This is a genomic window from Streptomyces sp. NPDC046759 (genome assembly GCF_040645475.1).
Lineage (GTDB): Bacteria > Actinomycetota > Actinomycetes > Streptomycetales > Streptomycetaceae > Streptomyces.
In genome coordinates this window covers 133,148-150,764 of record NZ_JBEYYJ010000010.1, presented here as the reverse complement: position 1 = coordinate 150,764, position 17,617 = coordinate 133,148, and the positions used below count along the sequence as shown (strand labels likewise).

The 17,617-nt window shown below is 70.3% G+C and carries 16 protein-coding genes and 1 tRNA gene; 6 read left to right on the top strand and 11 right to left on the bottom strand.

Annotated features, from left to right (window positions below):
* Positions 1-181 precede the first annotated feature (181 nt).
* Both ABZ919_RS16255 and ABZ919_RS16250 read left to right on the top strand, forming a co-directional pair.
* The gene (locus tag ABZ919_RS16255; protein ID WP_361247853.1) at positions 182-1,237 is read left to right on the top strand and encodes a LacI family DNA-binding transcriptional regulator; all 1,056 of its coding nucleotides are present in this window, start codon (positions 182-184) and stop codon (positions 1,235-1,237) included.
* Positions 1,238-1,381: 144 nt separating this feature from the next.
* On the top strand, positions 1,382-1,522 hold the full coding sequence (locus tag ABZ919_RS16250; protein WP_361247851.1) for a hypothetical protein: 141 nt from the start codon (positions 1,382-1,384) through the stop codon (positions 1,520-1,522).
* An 80-nt stretch (positions 1,523-1,602) separates the two neighbouring features.
* On the opposite strand, the gene ABZ919_RS16245 is transcribed toward ABZ919_RS16250, so the two are convergent.
* From ABZ919_RS16245 to ABZ919_RS16230, 4 genes are all read right to left on the bottom strand, one after another.
* A tRNA-His gene (locus ABZ919_RS16245) sits at positions 1,603-1,675 on the bottom strand.
* Positions 1,676-1,805: 130 nt separating this feature from the next.
* A complete protein-coding gene (gene orn / locus ABZ919_RS16240) occupies positions 1,806-2,408 on the bottom strand; it encodes an oligoribonuclease (protein WP_361247849.1) in 603 nt (200 codons plus the stop codon).
* A gap of 151 nt (positions 2,409-2,559) precedes the next feature.
* Positions 2,560-3,765, bottom strand: coding sequence for a helix-turn-helix domain-containing protein (locus tag ABZ919_RS16235; protein WP_361247848.1), 1,206 nt, complete (start codon positions 3,763-3,765; stop codon positions 2,560-2,562).
* Positions 3,766-4,143: 378 nt separating this feature from the next.
* Positions 4,144-4,437 carry a hypothetical protein gene (locus ABZ919_RS16230; protein ID WP_361247846.1) on the bottom strand — a complete coding sequence of 98 codons (294 nt, stop codon included), beginning with the start codon at positions 4,435-4,437 and terminating at the stop codon, positions 4,144-4,146.
* Positions 4,438-4,754: 317 nt separating this feature from the next.
* Between ABZ919_RS16230 and ABZ919_RS16225 the strand changes: the two genes are divergently transcribed.
* Complete coding sequence (locus tag ABZ919_RS16225) at positions 4,755-5,282, top strand: universal stress protein (protein ID WP_361247845.1); 528 nt, start codon at positions 4,755-4,757, stop codon at positions 5,280-5,282.
* A 126-nt stretch (positions 5,283-5,408) separates the two neighbouring features.
* A complete protein-coding gene (locus ABZ919_RS16220) occupies positions 5,409-5,969 on the top strand; it encodes a GPR1/FUN34/YaaH family transporter (RefSeq protein ID WP_361247843.1) in 561 nt (186 codons plus the stop codon).
* A 69-nt stretch (positions 5,970-6,038) separates the two neighbouring features.
* Here the strand turns inward: ABZ919_RS16220 and glmS are convergent, their stop codons facing one another.
* Both glmS and ABZ919_RS16210 read right to left on the bottom strand, forming a co-directional pair.
* Positions 6,039-7,856 (bottom strand): glutamine--fructose-6-phosphate transaminase (isomerizing), encoded by a 1,818-nt coding sequence (gene glmS, locus ABZ919_RS16215; RefSeq protein WP_361247841.1) that lies wholly within the window; start codon positions 7,854-7,856, stop codon positions 6,039-6,041.
* A gap of 26 nt (positions 7,857-7,882) precedes the next feature.
* Positions 7,883-8,140 carry a hypothetical protein gene (locus tag ABZ919_RS16210; RefSeq protein ID WP_361247839.1) on the bottom strand — a complete coding sequence of 86 codons (258 nt, stop codon included), beginning with the start codon at positions 8,138-8,140 and terminating at the stop codon, positions 7,883-7,885.
* A 165-nt stretch (positions 8,141-8,305) separates the two neighbouring features.
* On the opposite strand from ABZ919_RS16210, the gene ABZ919_RS16205 reads away from it, so the two are divergent.
* Positions 8,306-9,871, top strand: a complete 1,566-nt coding sequence (locus ABZ919_RS16205; RefSeq protein WP_361247837.1) for a metallophosphoesterase family protein — start codon at positions 8,306-8,308, stop codon at positions 9,869-9,871.
* A 45-nt stretch (positions 9,872-9,916) separates the two neighbouring features.
* On the opposite strand, the gene ABZ919_RS16200 is transcribed toward ABZ919_RS16205, so the two are convergent.
* Positions 9,917-10,774, bottom strand: coding sequence for a DUF4429 domain-containing protein (locus ABZ919_RS16200; RefSeq protein WP_361247835.1), 858 nt, complete (start codon positions 10,772-10,774; stop codon positions 9,917-9,919).
* A 130-nt stretch (positions 10,775-10,904) separates the two neighbouring features.
* Between ABZ919_RS16200 and ABZ919_RS16195 the strand changes: the two genes are divergently transcribed.
* On the top strand, positions 10,905-12,515 hold the full coding sequence (locus ABZ919_RS16195; protein ID WP_361247833.1) for a beta-N-acetylhexosaminidase: 1,611 nt from the start codon (positions 10,905-10,907) through the stop codon (positions 12,513-12,515).
* Between the two features lie 65 nt (positions 12,516-12,580).
* Here ABZ919_RS16195 and ABZ919_RS16190 read toward each other — a convergent pair whose 3' ends face one another.
* Genes ABZ919_RS16190 through desA form a run of 4 tightly spaced genes read right to left on the bottom strand, consistent with a single transcriptional unit; the run spans position 12,581 to position 17,598 of the window.
* On the bottom strand, positions 12,581-14,350 hold the full coding sequence (locus ABZ919_RS16190) for an IucA/IucC family siderophore biosynthesis protein (protein ID WP_361247831.1): 1,770 nt from the start codon (positions 14,348-14,350) through the stop codon (positions 12,581-12,583).
* Complete coding sequence (locus tag ABZ919_RS16185) at positions 14,347-14,892, bottom strand: GNAT family N-acetyltransferase (RefSeq protein ID WP_361247829.1); 546 nt, start codon at positions 14,890-14,892, stop codon at positions 14,347-14,349. Before ABZ919_RS16185 ends, ABZ919_RS16190 begins: the two co-directional genes overlap by 4 nt.
* Positions 14,889-16,172 (bottom strand): lysine N(6)-hydroxylase/L-ornithine N(5)-oxygenase family protein, encoded by a 1,284-nt coding sequence (locus tag ABZ919_RS16180; protein ID WP_361247827.1) that lies wholly within the window; start codon positions 16,170-16,172, stop codon positions 14,889-14,891. The genes ABZ919_RS16185 and ABZ919_RS16180 overlap by 4 nt, the downstream gene beginning before the upstream one ends.
* A complete protein-coding gene (gene desA / locus ABZ919_RS16175) occupies positions 16,156-17,598 on the bottom strand; it encodes a lysine decarboxylase DesA (RefSeq protein WP_361247825.1) in 1,443 nt (480 codons plus the stop codon). The genes ABZ919_RS16180 and desA overlap by 17 nt, the downstream gene beginning before the upstream one ends.
* Positions 17,599-17,617: the final 19 nt, after the last annotated feature.

Below are 17,617 nucleotides of genomic sequence, written 5' to 3'. Positions count from 1 at the left end.
TAGCCGGGTCCACCCACGGGCATCGGCAGCCGATGCCCGCGCCCGTCCGGTGGTCGAGGACGAGGCCGAAGGCCGGCGGGCGGGGGTCCGGGGGGTGGCAGCCTCCAGGGACGGTCGTCGCGGCGATCGGTGCTGTTAGATTCCAGGCCAGTACCAGAGTCGGTGGTGAGAGGCGGAGGCCATGGCAAGCCACGGAGCGCGGGGCCGGAGCGGAGGCCGGCCCACGCTCGAGGAGGTCGCCGCCCGGGCCGGAGTCGGCCGGGGCACGGTGTCCCGGGTGATCAACGGCTCTCCGCGGGTCAGCGACGCCACCCGCGCCGCGGTCGAGGCGGCCGTCGCCGAGCTGGGCTACGTCCCCAACACGGCTGCCCGCGCCCTCGCCGCCAACCGCACCGATGCCATCGCACTCGTCGTCCCGGAGCCGGAGACCCGGTTCTTCGCCGAACCGTACTTCTCCGACATGCTGCGCGGCGTCGGCTCCGAACTCTCCGACACCGAGCTGCAGTTGCTGCTGATCTTCGCGGGCGGCGACCGGGAACGCGCGCGCCTCGCCCAGTACCTGGCGGCCCACCGGGTGGACGGCGTGCTGCTGGTGTCGGTCCACGCCGACGACCCCCTCCCCGACCTGCTGGCCCAGCTGGAGATCCCGGCCGTGATCAGCGGCCCCCGCTCCGCCGGCGAGACCCTCACCTCGGTGGACTCCGACAACTACGGCGGCGCCCGTTCCGCGGTGGAGCACCTGCTCTCCCGCGGCCGCGGCCGCGTCGCCCACATCACCGGGCGCCACGACGTCTACGGCGCCCAGCGCCGCGTCGACGGCTACCGCGACGCCCTGCGCGACGCGGGCCGCGAGGTCGACCAACTCCTCGTCGCACCGGGTGACTTCACGGAGGAGGGCGGCCGGCGGGCCATGGCCGAGCTGCTGGACCGGCGCCCGGACCTGGACGCGGTGTTCGCCGGCTCGGACGTGATGGCGGCCGGCGCCCGGCAGGTGCTGCGCGAGGCGGGCCGCCGTATCCCCGACGACGTGGCCCTGGTCGGCTACGACGACTCCGCCATCGCCCGCCACATGGACCCGCCGCTGACCAGCGTCCGGCAGCCCATCGAGGAGATGGGCCGCGCGATGATCGACCTCCTCCTGACGGAGATCGCCGACCGCCGCCCGCCCACGTCCCGAGGGCCGGAGCGGCGGCATGCGGTGCTGCCCACGGAGTTGGTGCGGCGGGCGTCGTCCTGACACGGATCCACGAAGGGGGGAGTCCGTGCCGGCACCAGGGGTCGGGGCGGACGCGGACCGGTACCGGTCGCTGCCGTTCTCCGCTGCCGGCCGCCTGCCGACCGGAGTCGACGCGCCTTCCGGCAGTACGACGCCGAGGGGCGCGTGGCCGGTGTGGTCGAGCTCGACATCGCCGGCGGCATGGTCCGGGGGATCCGCGCCGTGTCCCATCCCGACAAGCTCGAGCACCTCGGGCCGGTGTCGGACATCGGGCGACTCCCCAAGAGGCGAGCCGCCGCACACTGACCGGCGGGGCCGGCCCGGTGCGGCACAAACACATCAGCCGGTGACTCGTCCTGCGACGCAGTCACCGGCTGATCGGTGAGGGTGAGTGACGGGACTCGAACCCGCGGCATCCTGGACCACAACCAGGTGCTCTACCAGCTGAGCTACACCCACCATGACCAGCGGTCGAACTTGTCGTTTCCCCGACCGGCCGAGAAGAAGTCTACAGGGTCCGAAGGGGTGCTCGCGCACAGGTTTTCGCGCGGGCCTCCGAGCGGACCCCGAAGCACCCCCGGACGGGCGCCTACTGCGCCGGCAGGACGTGCTTGGCGGCGATCGCCCTGGCCGTGTCGGAGTCGGGACCGGGCTGCGGGACGAAGACGGCCTCGCGGTAGTAGCGCAGCTCGGCGATCGACTCGCGGATGTCGGCCAGGGCCCGGTGGTTGCCGTTCTTCTCCGGGCTGTTGAAGTACGCCCGCGGATACCAGCGGCGGGCCAGCTCCTTGATGGAGGACACGTCGACGATCCGGTAGTGCAGCCAGTCCTCCAGGGTCGGCATGTCCCGCAGCAGGAAGCCGCGGTCGGTGCCGACCGAGTTGCCGCACAGCGGGGCCTTGCCGGGCTCCTTCACGTACTCCTTCACATAGGCGAGGACCTGCTCCTCGGCGTCCTGAAGGGTCGTGCCGTTCGGGAGCTCGGCGAGCAGCCCGGACGCGGTGTGCATCTGACGCACCACCTCCGGCATCGTCTCCAGCGCCTGCTCCGGCGGGCGGATGACGATGTCCACCCCCTCGCCGAGTACGTTCAGCTCGGAGTCGGTGACGAGGGCGGCCACCTCGATGAGCGCGTCGTCGGACAGCGAGAGGCCGGTCATCTCGCAGTCGATCCACACCATGCGATCGTTCATGCGACCACCCTAAAGCTGACTTCAGCTTTTGGGATGCCCCGTGCTGATGCCGGCCCTGGGCAGACGGGTGCCGACCTGTACAGGGACGGGTGCCGGCCTGTACGGAAAGGAGGGGCGAGCGCCTGCTCGCCCCTCCTTTCCGTCACCGCTCTCAGCTACCGCTCCTGGGCCCCGGCAGCAGTCCCACCGCGCCCGCCGCAGTGCGGCGGCTCTGCATCGGGACGCCGCTGTCGCGGTCCGGGTGCAGCAGGGCGGGTGCGTGACCCACGGGTCCGGGGCTCGCCAGGCCCGGATGGCCGGACGCGGCCAGTGGCTCCGCGTCGGCCGGCCTGTCGCTCTGTGGCCTGCGGGCCCGGTAGGCGGCCCGGTAGGCGGCCGGGGACGAGCCGAGCTGGCGGCGGAAGTGCCCGCGCAGTGCGACGGGGGAGCGGAAGCCGCAGCGGCCGGCCACCTCGTCCACGGAGAAGTCGGACGTCTCCAGCAGCCGCTGCGCCTGCAGCACCCGCTGTGTGATCAGCCACTGCAACGGCGCGCTGCCGGTCAGCGAACGGAAGCGGCGGTCGAACGTACGGCGGCTCATGTAGGCGCGTGCCGCCAGGGTCTCCACGTCGAACTGCTCGTGGAGGTGTTCCAGCGCCCAGGCGACGACCTCGGCGAGCGGGTCGGCGCCGATCTCCTCGGGTAAAGACCTGTCGAGATAGCGCTCCTGACCGCCGCTGCGGCGCGGCGGGACCACCAGGCGCCTTGCGAGCGCACCGGCCGCCTCGTTGCCGTGGTCCGTCCGCACGATGTGCAGACAGAGGTCGATTCCGGCCGCCGTCCCCGCGCTGGTCAGCACATCGCCGTCGTCGACGAACAGCTCACGCGGATCGACGTGCACCGACGGATAGCGCTTGGCCAGCGTCGGCGCGTACATCCAGTGAGTCGTCGCCGGGCGGCCGTCCAGCAGGCCCGCCGCCGCGAGGACGAAGGCGCCGGTGCACAGTCCGACGATGCGTGCGCCCTCCTCGTGCGCCCGGCGCAGTGCGTCGAGCGCCTCCTCCGGTGGCGGCGCGGTGATCGACCGCCAGGCCGGCACGACGACCGTGCCGGCGCGGGAGATCGCCTCCAGTCCATGCGGTGCGGAGAGTTCCAGGCCTCCTGTGGTCCGCAGTGGGCCTTCCTCGCCGGCGCACACCAGCAGCCGGTAGCGCGGCACGCCGGCGTCCTGGCGGTCTATCCCGAACACCGACAGCGGAATGGAACTCTCGAAGATGGGGCCGCCGCTGAACAGCAGCACCGCGACGATCTCCTTGCGACGTCGCCCGGAAAGTTTCCGGGCCGCGGCTTCCGGCGCGGCAGTGGAGTCGTGGCTCATACTGCTAAGCCCCCCTCGGTGGTCGCGGCTCCTCGGTTGTGTCGCTCCTGCACGTTTCCCCTCGGTCCTGCACGAGTCCCCCGCCGTAAGACAGTCAAGATCGAATCTACTGGTTCCCGCGGTCTGACGGTGACCAGTTCCACACGCCCCAGATTGTCGACATGACAACTTGGCGTGAAGCATTCGATCACGAAGCGTTGCACTCGTGGAGCGTGCAGGGAAGTGCGCCTCGTCGTAGTGGCTAAACCGCGTAGGGTGCACCGCCGCCCGTAGACCCTTTCCGTGCAGGTCGAACGGGGGTTGGGGGGTGGTTGGGGGCCCTCTTCGACGGGATTCAGAAGTTGGCTGAAAAGAAGCGTTCAGGGGTACGGAAACAGGTCAGTCGACCGGTGTCCGTCGGCGGGTGTGACGTCCGCCTCTTTGCTCGGCGCGATGTGCGGCACCCCGCTCTGCGCCTCGCCCGGCGCACTGCTCGGACCGGCGCAGCAGCAACCGGCACACGGCCGTGACGGCGGCCAGGCCCAGCGCCGCGCCCGCCGCGCCGGCCAGTGACGTGCCGTACCAGACCAGGACCACGGGGACGAGCACGCAGCTGAAAGCGGCCCAGCGGATCACATCGCTCACGGTGTCCGGCGCGGGGTGCGGCTCGGGGGCTGATCTGCGACCGGACATCACTGGTACTCCCTGGGGCGGTGGCTCACCGGTGATCAACGCCTGTTCGACCGGTCGGTCACCCGCCGTACACCTGCTGGTGCTGTGCGAACCGCCTGTACGGGGCAGCAACCATTGCGTTACGGGCGCCGCTCGTGCATGCTCCGGTGAACCCCTACGGACGTCGGGGGACCGCTTACGGAGCGTGCGCGGGAACTGGGCTCAGGAGGCGTGCCGCCGTACCCTTGGGGGTATGGGGTTGGGAAGATGTTTCCCGGACACAGCTCCGCCGCACACTGTCGTCCCATCCATAAAAGGATCACAACGCCGAGACAGTCATGGCCGGTCACGAATTCTTCGAACCCGCGGACCGCAAGCGGCCGGTCGCCGATCCCACGGCGGCCGATCCCCTGGCGGCGGAAGAGTCACGCCCCTCATGCGACCCTGCCTTCCGGCACGGAGTCGTCGTCGGCTTCGACGGCTCCACCTCCAGTGAGCGCGCCCTCGCCTACGCGATCGGCATGGCCCACCGCTCCCACTCGGGCCTGATCATCGTCCATGTGGCCAACCGGCTGCCCACCACCGTCTGGGCCGGCTGTGAACCGCCCGTCTTCGTCGACGTGCCGGACCACCGCACCGAGGTCCTCGGCCTCGAGCTGGCGTGCGCGGACTATCTGGCCGAGGTGCCGTGGATCCTGGTCGAGCGCGGCGGGGACATCTGCCGCGAACTCGAAGAGGTGGGGCGGGAGTACGAGGCGGACGCGATCGTCGTCGGCTCCACGCACGGCATCGTCGGCCGGATCTTCGGCTCCGTGGCGGGGCGGCTCGCCAAGAGGGCGCAGCGGCCCGTGATCGTCGTTCCCTGATCCGGGCGGCACCCTCTCAACTCCCTTTGTGCAACGCGAAACTACTCGCGGGTAAAGGTGGTTTGTGTCCTTGTGAAGGGCATATATCGGTCACCGCGCAACTGCACAGCATGAAGGGAGCCCGCCGTGGACAACGAAGTCTCCGCGGGAAACGGAAGCACCATAGTGGTCGGCCGACTCGCCCTGGGAATCACCCTGTTGGCGTTCGGCCTCGGTACGACTGGCGTGATTCACGGCGTGGCAGCGTCCGACGCCGTGTCAGTGGCCCACTACGTGGGCGGAGTTGCCCTGTTCCTCGTCGGCCTGCTGGCCTTCCGCGGCGGTGACGCCGCCTCCGGTACGGGCTTCGTGGCCCTCGGCGCACTGTGGTTCACCTGGGCCGTCGCGGACCACGGATCGTCCGACGCGGCCGGACTCTTCCTGCTCCTCTTCGCTCTCGTGGCTCTCACCCTGACCCTCGCGGGCGGGGACAGCCTGGGCCAGGTCATGCACGGGCTGCTGTTCCTGGCGATGCTGGTGCTGGCCGTCGCGGCCTTCGCCGACAGTTCGTCCCTGGCCAAGGTCGGGGGCTGGGTCGCCGCCGTCTCCGGTGCGGTGGCGTGGTACGCCGCCACGGCCGCGCTGGCGCACTGGCCGACGGCGCTTCCCGGGCGTGCCGCCCGCCGGGGGGTGACGGCCACCGGCTGATGAGCAGCGGCACGGAAAGGACCCCCGCGTGAAGGTGGCCACGCGGGGGTCCTTTCCGTTGTCGCGGAACTACTCCACCGTCACCGACTTCGCCAGGTTCCTCGGCTTGTCGATGTCCCGGCCCAGGACCTTCGCCGTGTGGTAGGCGAGGAGCTGCAGCGGGATGCCCATCAGGATGGGGTCGAGCTCGTCCTCGTTCTTCGGGACGACGATCGTCTGGTCGGCCTTGTCCTGGGGCTGGTGGGCCACCGCGAGGATCTTGCCGCTGCGGGCCTTGATCTCCTCCAGGGCCGCGCGGTTCTTCTCCAGCAGGTCGTCGTCGGGGACGATCGCCACCGTCGGCAGGGCCGGCTCGATCAGGGCCAGCGGGCCGTGCTTCAGCTCGGAGGCGGGGTAGGCCTCGGCGTGGATGTAGGAGACCTCCTTGAGCTTCAGGGAGGCCTCGCGGGCCACCGGGTAGCCCCGGACGCGACCGATGAAGAGCATCGAGCGGGCGTCGGCGTACAGCTCCGCCAGCTCCTTGATCTGCTCCTCCTGCTTGAGGATCTCGGTGATCTGCTCGGGCAGCTTCCTGAGGCCCTCGATGATCCGCTTGCCGTCGCGGACCGACAGGTCCCGGGTGCGGCCGAGGTGCAGGGCGAGCAGCGCGAAGGCGACCGTCATGTTGGTGAAGCACTTGGTCGACACCACGCAGACCTCGGGGCCGGCGTGCACGTAGATGCCGGCGTCCGCCTCGCGGGCGATCGCCGAGCCGACCACGTTGACGACGCCGAAGACCCGGGCGCCCTTGCGCTTCAGCTCCTGGACGGCGGCGAGCACGTCGTAGGTCTCACCCGACTGGGAGACGGCCACGTACAGCGTGTCGGGGTCCACCACCGCGTTGCGGTAGCGGAACTCGGAGGCCGGCTCGGCGTCGGCGGGGATACGGGCGAGCTCCTCGATCATCTGGGCGCCGATCATGCCCGCGTGGTACGAGGTGCCGCAGCCGAGGATCTTGACGCGGCGGATCTGCCGGGCCTCGCGGGCGTCCAGGTTGAGGCCGCCGAGGTGCACCGTGGAGAAGCGGTCGTCGATGCGGCCGCGCAGCACGCGGTCCACGGCGTCGGCCTGCTCGAAGATCTCCTTGTGCATGTAGGTGTCGTGGCCGCCCATGTCGTACGACTCGGCCTCCCACTCCACCGTGGTGGGCTCGGCGGTGGTGCGCGTGCCCTCGGTGGTGTAGGTGCGGAAGTCGTCGGCCTTCAGGGTGGCCATCTCGCCGTCGTCGAGGGTCACTATCTGGCGGGTGTGCATGACCAGGGCGGCGATGTCGGAGGCGACGAACATCTCCTTCTCGCCGATGCCGAGGACGACCGGGGAGCCGTTGCGGGCCACCACGATCCGGTCGGGGAAGTCGGCGTGCAGCACGGCGATGCCGTAGGTGCCCTCGACCAGCCGGACCGCCTGGCGGACCTTGTCCTCCAGCTTCTCGGCGCTGGAGCGGGCGATGAGGTGGGTGAGGACCTCGGTGTCGGTCTCCGAGAGGAACTCGACGCCGTCCGCCTCCAGCTTGCGCCGCAGGTCGGAGGCGTTGTCGATGATGCCGTTGTGCACGACGGCGACCTTGCTGTCGGCCGACATGTGCGGGTGGGCGTTCACGTCGGAGGGGGCGCCGTGGGTGGCCCAGCGGGTGTGGGCGATACCGGTGGTGCCCTTGAAGCGGGCCGGGACCTTGGCCTCCAGGTCGCGCACCCGGCCCTTGGCCTTCACCATCTTCAGGCCCGGGCTCTTCGGGGAGGTGACGACGATGCCCGCGGAGTCGTAGCCGCGGTACTCCAGCCGCTGCAGCCCTTCGAGCAGCAGCGGAGCCACGTCACGCTTCCCGATGTAACCGACAATTCCGCACATATGCAGGTATCCCTCAGCCTGGCGTCTCAGCCGTAGACCATGCGGCGCAGCTGCCTGAGCGTGAGCTCCGGCGGCGCCACCGCCCGGTATTTCAGGTCCGCCTCGATCTGTTCGAAGATCTCCACGTTCACCAGGCCCTGGGCCTGCAGTTCGCGGTGGCGGCGACGGACGAAGTCCTGGGTCGTCTCGTCGAAGTAGGCGAGCACGTCCTGGACCACCCGCAGCGCCTCGCCCCGGCTCAGGGGCGTGGAACGCGTCAGATGATCAACCAGTTCGTCGTGCACCCGGTAGATCCTGGAGTACCGGCGTCGGTTTCGCAAGAAACCTGCCCGATATCGGGCAGTGTGCTGTTGTCGGGCTGGTGGAACTCTGTTCGCCCCCTGTCCACTCTGTGTCCTGCGTCTCGTTGGGGATGTGGACCATTTTCAGTCGTCATGGACATTCCTCGTATGGGAGTACCGGAGAAGCTGGCCGCGCGCATGAGCATGGCCGAGCAGCACGAGTACCTGCGCGCCAGATTCTCGCGGCGCGCCATGATCAGAGGCGGTGCCGTCACGCTGGGCGCCGTCGCCGGTGGCGCTTTCGTGCCGGGCGCCACCGCCCAGGCGGCCGTGCCGACGCAGCGCACCGCGCCCGCCGCCGAGACGGTCGACGGCGCCCTGGTCGCTCCCTTCGGCCGTCACCTCGCCTACGGCAGTGACCCGCGCACGGAGATGACCGTCTCCTGGCAGGTCCCCGTCGCCGTGAAGAAGCCGTTCATCCGCATCGGCGCCCACCCCTGGGACCTCTCCCGCAGGATCGAGGCCGAGGTCCGCACCCTCTACACCCCGGCCGGTGTCGGCGCGAGCGGCGACCACACGCAGTACTACCTGCACGCCCGGCTCACCCACCTGCGCCCGGGCCGCACCTACTACTACGGCGTCGGACACGAGGGCTTCGACCCGGCCCAGCCGCACCTCGCCGGCACCCTTGGCACCTTCACCACCGCCCCCGCGCACAAGGCGCCGTTCACCTTCACCGCCTTCGGCGACCAGGGCGTCAGCTACCACGCGCTGGCCAACGACAGCCTGATCCTCGGCCAGAACCCGGCCTTCCACCTGCACGCGGGCGACATCGCCTACGGCGACCCGGCGGGCCAGGGCAAGGCCACCGACACCGGCTTCGACTCGCGCACCTGGGACCAGTTCCTCGCCCAGACCGAGTCGGTCGCCAAGCAGATCCCGTGGATGGTCTCGTACGGCAACCACGACATGGAGGCCTGGTACTCGCCCAACGGCTACGGAGGCGAGGAAGCCCGCTGGACGCTGCCGGACAACGGGCCGGACGCCAAGAACCTGCCCGGCGTCTACTCCTTCGTCCACGGCAACACCGCGGTCATCTCGCTGGACCCCAACGACGTCTCCTTCGAGATCCCGGCGAACCTGGGCATTTCCGGTGGAAACCAGACCAAGTGGTTCGAAGCCGAGCTCAAGAAGCTCCGGGCCTGTGACGACATCGACTTCGTCGTCGTGTTCTTCCACCACTGCGCCTACTGCACCTCCACCGCGCACGCCTCGGAGGGGGGCGTGCGCCAGGAGTGGGTTCCGCTGTTCGAGAAGTACCAGGTCGACCTGGTCATCAACGGCCACAACCACCAGTACGAGCGCACCGACGTCATCAAGGGCGGCGCGGTCACCAAGAAGCTCCCGATCGGCGGCACCGCCTACCCCGAGACCGAGGGCGTGGTCTACGTCACCGCGGGCGCGGCGGGCCGCAGCCTGTACGCGTTCAGCGCCCCGGACTCCTACGAGGGCAACGAGCACGAGGTCGACTCGGTGGCGTCCTTCATCAACACCAAGGACGGCAAGGTCAACGAGACCGTCGCCTGGTCCCGCGTGCGGTACCTCAACTACTCCTTCCTGCGCGTGGACGTCACCCCCGCGCCGAAGGGCCGGCAGACCACGCTGAAGGTGTCGGGCATCGCGGAGACCGGCGACCGCATCGACCACTTCACGGTGTCCCGCACGGCGAAGTAGGGACTCACCGGCGGCCCCGGTTCCCGGGCGGTCCTCACCCGCGCTCTACATGCGCTTGAGGACCGCCTGCTTGGCCAGCGTGAACTCCTCGTCGGTCAGGACCCCGTCGCGGCGCAGGTCGCCCAGCTCGCGCAGGCGGCGCAGCAGGGCGTCGTGGTCGTCGCCGGCGGGCGCCGTGTCGGGCACCGGCGGGTCCTGCGGCACGTCCGCCGCTGCCGCTGCCGGGTGCGGCAGCCGTGCCTGCACGGCGGCGGCCACCAGGGCCATCAGCGGGTCCCTCTTGAAGCCCCACAGCTCGACCGCGTTCGGGTCGTACTTGGGCGGGGCCGTCACCGGCACGCCGCGCACCAGGAGGCGCAGGTGGCCGTTCTCCAGTCCGGCCGCCGGCTGCCAGTCCACGCCGAGGACGTCCGAGAGGGGGACCGTACGGGGACCGGTGGCGGCCTTGGCGTCCTCCGTCTTCCAGTTCCACTCCAGCCGCACCGACTCCCCGTCGAAGCTCGCCGTGCCGTCCCCCGCGGAGGCGGACACCGGCAGCAGGTACCCGGCGACCGGGTCCGGTGAAATGCCGTCCAGCAGCAGCGCGTTGCGCACCTCGTCCGCGAAGTACTGGGCGACGCCGTACCGGTCGGACTCCACCGGCAGCTGGTACGGGTCGCTGGCATCCCCGAGCCGGCCGCCGGTGGCCTGCGTCAGCGGATCGGCCCCGTCGCGCAGCCGCAGCCTCAGCCGCCCCGACCTGCGCCCCTGCTCGAAGGAGACACCGGCCAACGCCTCCAGCGGTACGACGAGTTCACCCAGCTCACGGCGGAGCAGGCTCACGTTCTTGTCCCGGCCCGGGGTGAGCCGCAGGGTGTCGCCGTCGAAGGTCCAGGTGCCGTCCTTCTGGATGATTTCCGCCATGGAGGGATTGTTTCACCGGATCTGCGGGACAGTGGTCTCGACCATGTCGGACCGCCGGGCCCGGCCGTCGCGTGCGGCGGCGGGGCCTGACGGCGCGTCCGACGGTGCGCATCATCCGAAGGGAGCGCATGTGAGACGGAACCACGGCACGACTCCCCGAACGCCCCGCATCCTCGGATCCCTGCTGCTCCTGGCGGCGGCCGGGGTCTCCACCCTGGGCGCGGCCCCCGCGTCCCCCGCGGCACGGGCGGTCGCGCCCACACCGCTGGACCGGGTGGTCCCCGCGCCCGCCTCGGTCGAGCACGGCGGGGCCCCGTACCGCATCACCCGCGCGACCGGCGTCCACGTCGACGACGTCGCCGACGTCCGCCGGATCGGCGCGTACCTCACCGGCATCCTGCGGCCCTCCACCGGCTATCCGCTGCCCCTCACCGACCACGGCACCGGAGGCATCCGGCTCCGACTCGCCAAGGGCGACTTCGGCGCCGAGGGCTACCGGCTGCACAGCGACCCGGGCGGCGTCACCATCACCGCGAGCGCCCCCGCCGGGCTCTTCCACGGCGTCCAGACGCTGCGTCAGCTCCTGCCGGCGGCCGTCGAGAAGAAGACCGTGCAGGCCGGCCCCTGGCAGATCGCGGGGGGAACCGTGGAGGACCGCCCGCGCTATGCCTACCGCGGCGCCATGCTGGACGTCTCCCGGCACTTCTTCACCGTCGCCCAGGTCGAGCGGTACATCGACCAGCTGGCCCTGTACAAGATCAACGAGCTGCATCTGCACCTCAGCGACGACCAGGGCTGGCGCATCGCCCTCGACTCCTGGCCGCGGCTCGCCTCCTACGGCGGCTCCACCGAGGTCGGCGGCGGAAAGGGCGGGTACTACACCAAGGCCCAGTACCGGCAGATCGTCTCCTACGCCGCCTCCCGCTATCTGGAGGTCGTCCCCGAGATCGACATGCCCGGTCACACCAACGCGGCCCTCGCCTCCTACGCCGAGCTCAACTGCAACGGCGTGGCACCCCCGCTCTACACCGGCACGGACGTCGGCTTCAGCTCGCTGTGCGTGCCGAAGGACGTCACCTACACCTTCGTGGACGACGTCGTCCGCGAACTGGCCGCGCTCACACCCGGCCGTTACCTCCACATCGGCGGCGACGAGGCGCACTCCACCAGCCATACCGACTACGTGACGTTCATGGACCGGGTGCAGCCGATCGTCGCCCAGTACGGCAAGACGGTCATCGGCTGGCACCAGCTGACCGGCGCCCACCCGGCCGCGGGCGCCCTCGCCCAGTACTGGGGCCTGGACAGCACCAGCGCGGCCGAGAAGGCCCAGGTCGCCAGGGCCGCGCAGAACGGCACCGGGCTGATCCTGTCCCCGGCCGACCGGATCTACCTCGACATGAAGTACACCAAGGACACCAAGCTGGGTCTGGACTGGGCAGGCCTGGTCGAGGTGGAGCGGTCCTACGACTGGGACCCGGGCGCCTACCTGCCCGGCGCGCCGGCCTCGGCCGTCCGGGGCGTGGAGGCGCCCCTGTGGTCGGAGACCCTGAAGAACTCCGCCGACATCGAGTACATGGCGTTCCCGCGGCTGGCCGGCGCGGCCGAGCTGGGCTGGTCGCCGGCGGCCACCCACGACTGGAACGCGTACAAGGTACGGCTGGCGGCCCAGGGCCCGCGCTGGGACGCCCTCGGCATCAGCTACTACCGCTCGCCGCAGGTCCCCTGGCCGGCCCGGTAGCCGGGACGGCCGACGGGCACCCCGGAGGACCGTGCTCCGGGGCGCCCGTCCGCCTGCCGGGCCGGTCACAGGCCCGCTATGGGGTTCTCCAGGGTGCCCACCAGCTGGAGGGCACCGGAGGGATCGGCGAGGTCCACCATCTCGCGGTTGTTCCGCAGCTGGAGCCGGTTGAGACAGGACAGCGCGAACCGGGGGGCGAACATGTCGTACCGCCGGAACCTGCCGGCCAGTTCCGGGTGCGCGTCCTGGTACTCGCGGGTGACCTCCGCGACCGTGCGCCAGAAGCCGTCCTCCTCCAGGACGCCCTCGGCGGCGAGGTGCGCGGCCAGGAAGCGGAAGAAGCAGTCGAAGACGTCCGTGAAGATCGACAGCAGCTTCCTGTCCTCCGGGACCTCCACCCGGATCCGGCGTACCTCCGGCGGCAGCGCGGCGTCCGGGTCCATCACCGCGATCTCCTCGGCGATGTCCTTGTAGACCGCGCGCTGCACGACCGAGTCCTTCAGCACCAGGACCACGTTCTCACCGTGCGGCATGAACACCAGGTCGTAGGCGTAGAAGCTGTGCAGCAGCGGGACGTAGTAGGCCCGCAGGTACGCCCGCAGCCACTTCGCCGGCGTGCGGCCCGACCGCTCGATCAGCGCGCCCGCGAAGGAGGCGCCGGTGTGGTCCACGTGCAGCAGCGAGGCCATGGTCGCGAGCGACTCGCCGTCCCGCAGCGAGGGCACGGGGCTCTCCCGCCACAGCGCGGCCAGCATCTTCCGGTACGGCGAGTGGCGGGCGGTCGCGTGCTCGTACTCCAGGTGCCGGTAGCCGACGGCCGCCCGCTCCCGGATGATCGTCAGACCGGTGGACTTCAGTACCGGGTCGCTCTCGACCAGCCGGGCCAGCCAGTCGTTGATGGCCGGGGTCGCCTCCATGTAGGCGGCCGAAAGGCCGCGCATGAAGCCCATGTTGAGCACGGACAGGGCCGTCTTCACATAGTGCTTCTCCGGGTGGGAGGTGTTGAAGAACGTGCGGATGGACTGCTGGGCCAGATACTCGTCGTCGCCCTCGCCGAGGCAGACCAGGTGCCGGCGGGCGACCTCGGCGGCGAAGGTGACGGAGAGCTTGTTCCACCACTGCCAGGGGTGGACGGGGATGAGGAGGTAGTCGGCGGGGTCGAGGCCCTGCTCGGTGAGTGTGGCGAGGAAACGGTTCAGCGTCCGCTCGCCCAGCTCCTCCCGCAGGAAGGACTCGTAGGCGATCCCGACGCCCGCCGTGAACACGGCCCGCGAGCGGTGCGCGGCGAGCCACACCAGCCGGACGGGGCTCGCGGTCTCCGGCGCGTACGACAGGTACTCGTGGACGCCGAAACCGAGCCGCCCGTTGTTGGCGACGAAGCAGGGGTGCCCCTCGGTCATTCCGGTCTCGATCGCCTGGAAGCCCTGGCGGGCCAGCTCGGCGGAGGTGGTGCGGGGCTTGGTGAGCTTGTAGCAGGTGCCGGAGAGGGTGGAGGAGACCTCCTCCAGATAGACCGGCAGGATCTCGTCGCTCAGTCCCAGTGAGCCCCGCAGCTCGATGAAGAAGTCCAGGGCGGCGAGCGGGAGTTCCGCGCCGTCGCGATGCCGGGTGAGGGACTCCGCATCGACCTGCCAGTGGTCCAGGGCGCGCCGGACGGCGGAGAACCGGTAGGAGGTGCCCCCGTCGTCACTGCGGACGACGTAGTGTTCCCCCTCTCTCTCGGGCGTGATCAGGCGCTCGTGCGCGAACTCGGCGAGCGCCTTGCGTATGAGCAGGCGGTTGGCGGTTTCCCAGCGCTCGGGGGACAGGTGCGCCACGGCGTCGGCGACGCTCATGCGGCCACCCCCGTCGCCGCGGCGAACCGCTCCCGCGTGCAGAAACTCAGCAGCGCCTGCTTCTCCGGCTTCCGGATCTCCCGCTCGGCCACGAACCCGACGGCCTCGTTCAGGGCGCGCACGGCCGTGTTGCGCACGTCGGGTTCGACCACGACACGTCGCGTCGCCGGGTCCTCGAAGAGATGTTCCAGGACGGCGGTGATGACAGCCCTGGTGAATCCGTGCACGGGCCTGTCGGTCGCCGGGGTGAGGAAGTGCATGCCGACGTCGCCCTGCCGTGCCTCGTACAGGCCGGCCAGCTCCCGGTGCGCCGGGTCGTACCTCTCCATCAGGAACACCGGCTCCCCGTCGCGCAGCCCGAGCAGCGCGTGGTGGTGCTCGTCCGCCGCGATCTCCATGTACACGCGCTCGACGTCCTCCAGCCTGGCGCCCTGCATCATCCAGAAGGCCGCCTTGGGGTGGGTGACCCAGGAGTGCAGCAGCTCGGCGTCCTGCAGCGGGTCGACGGTACGGAACGTGAAGGTCCTGGTGGTGCTGGTCATGCTGCGAACTCCTGGAAGGCGACCGTCTTCTCGACTGGGTAGTACTCGGTGCCGAGCAGCTCGCGGATGATGCACGAGTTGCGGTACGCACCCATGCCCAGGTCGGGGCTGGTGATGCTGTGGGTGTGGACGCCGGCGTTCTGGAGGAAGACGCCCCGGCCGGTGACGTCGATGGCGTAGTTGCGGGCGACGTCGAAGCGGCCGTGGCCGTCGAAGCGGAGGCGGTCCCGGATCGGGTCGAGGAAGGCCGGGGGTTCGTAGTGGTAGCCGGTGGCCAGCAGCAGTCCCTCGGTGCGGATCTCGAAGTCCTTGCCCTGCTCGTCCTGGTGGAAGCCGAGGGTGTAGGCGCCGTCCTGGTGGGTCGCCCGGACAAGCGTGGAGTTGGTGAGGAGGCGGGTGGGCAGCGGGCGGTCGCCGCTCTCGACGTCCTTCTGGTAGAGCAGGTCGAAGATCGAGTCGATCAGGTCCGAGTTGATGCCCTTGAACAGGCCCTTCTGCTGCTTCTCCAGCCGGTAGCGGGTCTCCTCGGGAAGCGCGCGGAAGTAGTCGATGTAGTCCGGGGAGGTCATCTCCAGGGTCAGTTTGGTGTACTCCAGGGGGAAGAACCGCGGGGAGCGGGTCACCCAGTTGAGCTGGTAGCCGTGGACGTCGATCTCGGCGAGCAGCTCGTGGTAGATCTCGGCCGCGCTCTGGCCGCTGCCGACGATCGTGAGGGACTTCTTCGCCTGCAGCTGAGCCTTGTGGTGCATGTACTGCGAGGTGTGCAGGACGTCACCGCCGAGCCCCTGACAGGCCTGGGGGACGGAGGGGACGGTTCCGGTGCCGAGGACCAGGTGCCGGCCGCGGAACGTCTCGCCGGTGTCGGTGCGGACGGCGTACAGTCCGTCCTCGTACGTCACCTCGGTGACCGTCGTCCCGAAGCGGACACCGGTGAGTCCGCTCGCCGCCCAGCGGCAGTAGTCGTCGTACTCCACCCGCAGGGGATAGAAGTTCTCGCGGATGTAGAACGAGTACAGTCTGCCCTTCTCCTTCAGGTAGTTGAGGAAGGAGTACGGCGAGGTCGGGTCGGCGAGGGTGACCAGGTCCGACATGAACGGGGTCTGGAGATGGGCGCCGTCCAGGAACATGCCCGCGTGCCACTCGAAGCCGGGCTTGGATTCGATAAAGACGCCGTCCAGTTCGGCGATCGGCTCGGTCAGACAGGCGAGGCCGAGGTTGAAGGGGCCGAGTCCGATCCCCACGAAGTCGTGGATGCGGCTGGCTTCAGGAAGCGCGGTCAAGGGACTCTCCCAGGTACTGCTCGGCGTGGCCGGCGATCAGATCGAGGACGGCGGCGATGTCGGCCGCCTGCGTCTCGGGGTTGAGCAGGGTGAACTTCAGGTAGTGGCGGCCGCCGACCTTGGTGCCCGCGACCACGGCCTCACCGGAGGCGGACAGCGCCTTGCGGGCGTGGAGGTTGGCGCGGTCGATCCGCGTGGGGTCGGTGACGGGCGCCGGGATGTAGCGGAAGACCAGGGTGGACAGGGCCGGTTCGACGACGACGTCGTAGCGCGGGTCGGCGGCGAGCAGCCTCCAGCCCTCGGCCGCCAGGTCGCAGACCTCGTCGAAGAGCGCGCCGATCCCGTCCGCGCCCATCACCCGCAGGGTCAGCCACAGCTTCAGGGCGTCGAAGCGGCGCGTGGTCTGCAGGGACTTGTCGACCTGGTTGGGGATGCGCTCGGTCACCATGCGGCGCGGGTTGAGGTAGTCGGCGTGGTAGGTGGCGTGCCGCAGGGTCGCCGCGTCCCGTACCAGCACGGCGGACGAACTCACCGGCTGGAAGAAGGACTTGTGGTAGTCGACCGTCACCGAGTCGGCGCGCTCGATACCGACGAGCAGGTGACGGCGCTTGAGCGAGGTGAGCAGGCCGCAGCCGTAGGCCGCGTCCACGTGCATCCACACGCCGTACTGGGCGCAGAGTCCGGCGATCTCCGGGAGCGGGTCGATGGAGCCGAAGTCGGTGGTGCCGGCGGTGGCGACGACCGCCATCGGAACCAGTCCGTCGCGCCGGCAGCGCTCGAGCTCGTGGGCGAGGGCGACGGTCTGCATCCGCTTGTCGTGGTCGACGGGGACGGAGACGACCGCCTCCGGGCCCAGCCCCAGCAGTTCGGCGGACTTCTGCACGCTGAAGTGGCCCGCCTCGGAGGCGAAGACGCGCAGTGTCGCCAGGCCGTCGCTCTTGGCCTCCTCCCTGGCCAGCAGCAGCGCCTGGAGGTTGGACTGGGTGCCGCCCGAGGTGAACACGCCGTCGGCGGCGGGTCCGAGGCCGATCCGGGCGGCCGTCCAGTCGATGAGCCGGCGCTCGATGAGGGTGCCGCCGGCCGACTGGTCCCAGGTGTCGAGGGAGGAGTTGACGGCGGAGAGCACGGCCTCGCCGAGCACCGCCGGGATGACCACCGGGCAGTTGAGGTGGGCGAGGTAGCGGGGGTGGTGGAAGTAGACGGCGTCGCGCAGGTAGACGTCCTCCAGCTCGTCCAGGGCGGCGGTGGTGTCGCCCAGCGGCCGGTCGAGGTCGACGGCGTCGATACGGGGGGAGAGGGCGTCCACGGTGACGCCGGTGAACGGACGGTCGGTGGTGGCGAGTCTGGCCGCCACCCGCTCGACTCCTTCGGTCACGGAGCTGCGGTAGTGCTCCGTGGTCCGGCCGTTGAGCAGGTGCGAGCGCATGTGGGGGTCCTCCGAGGGG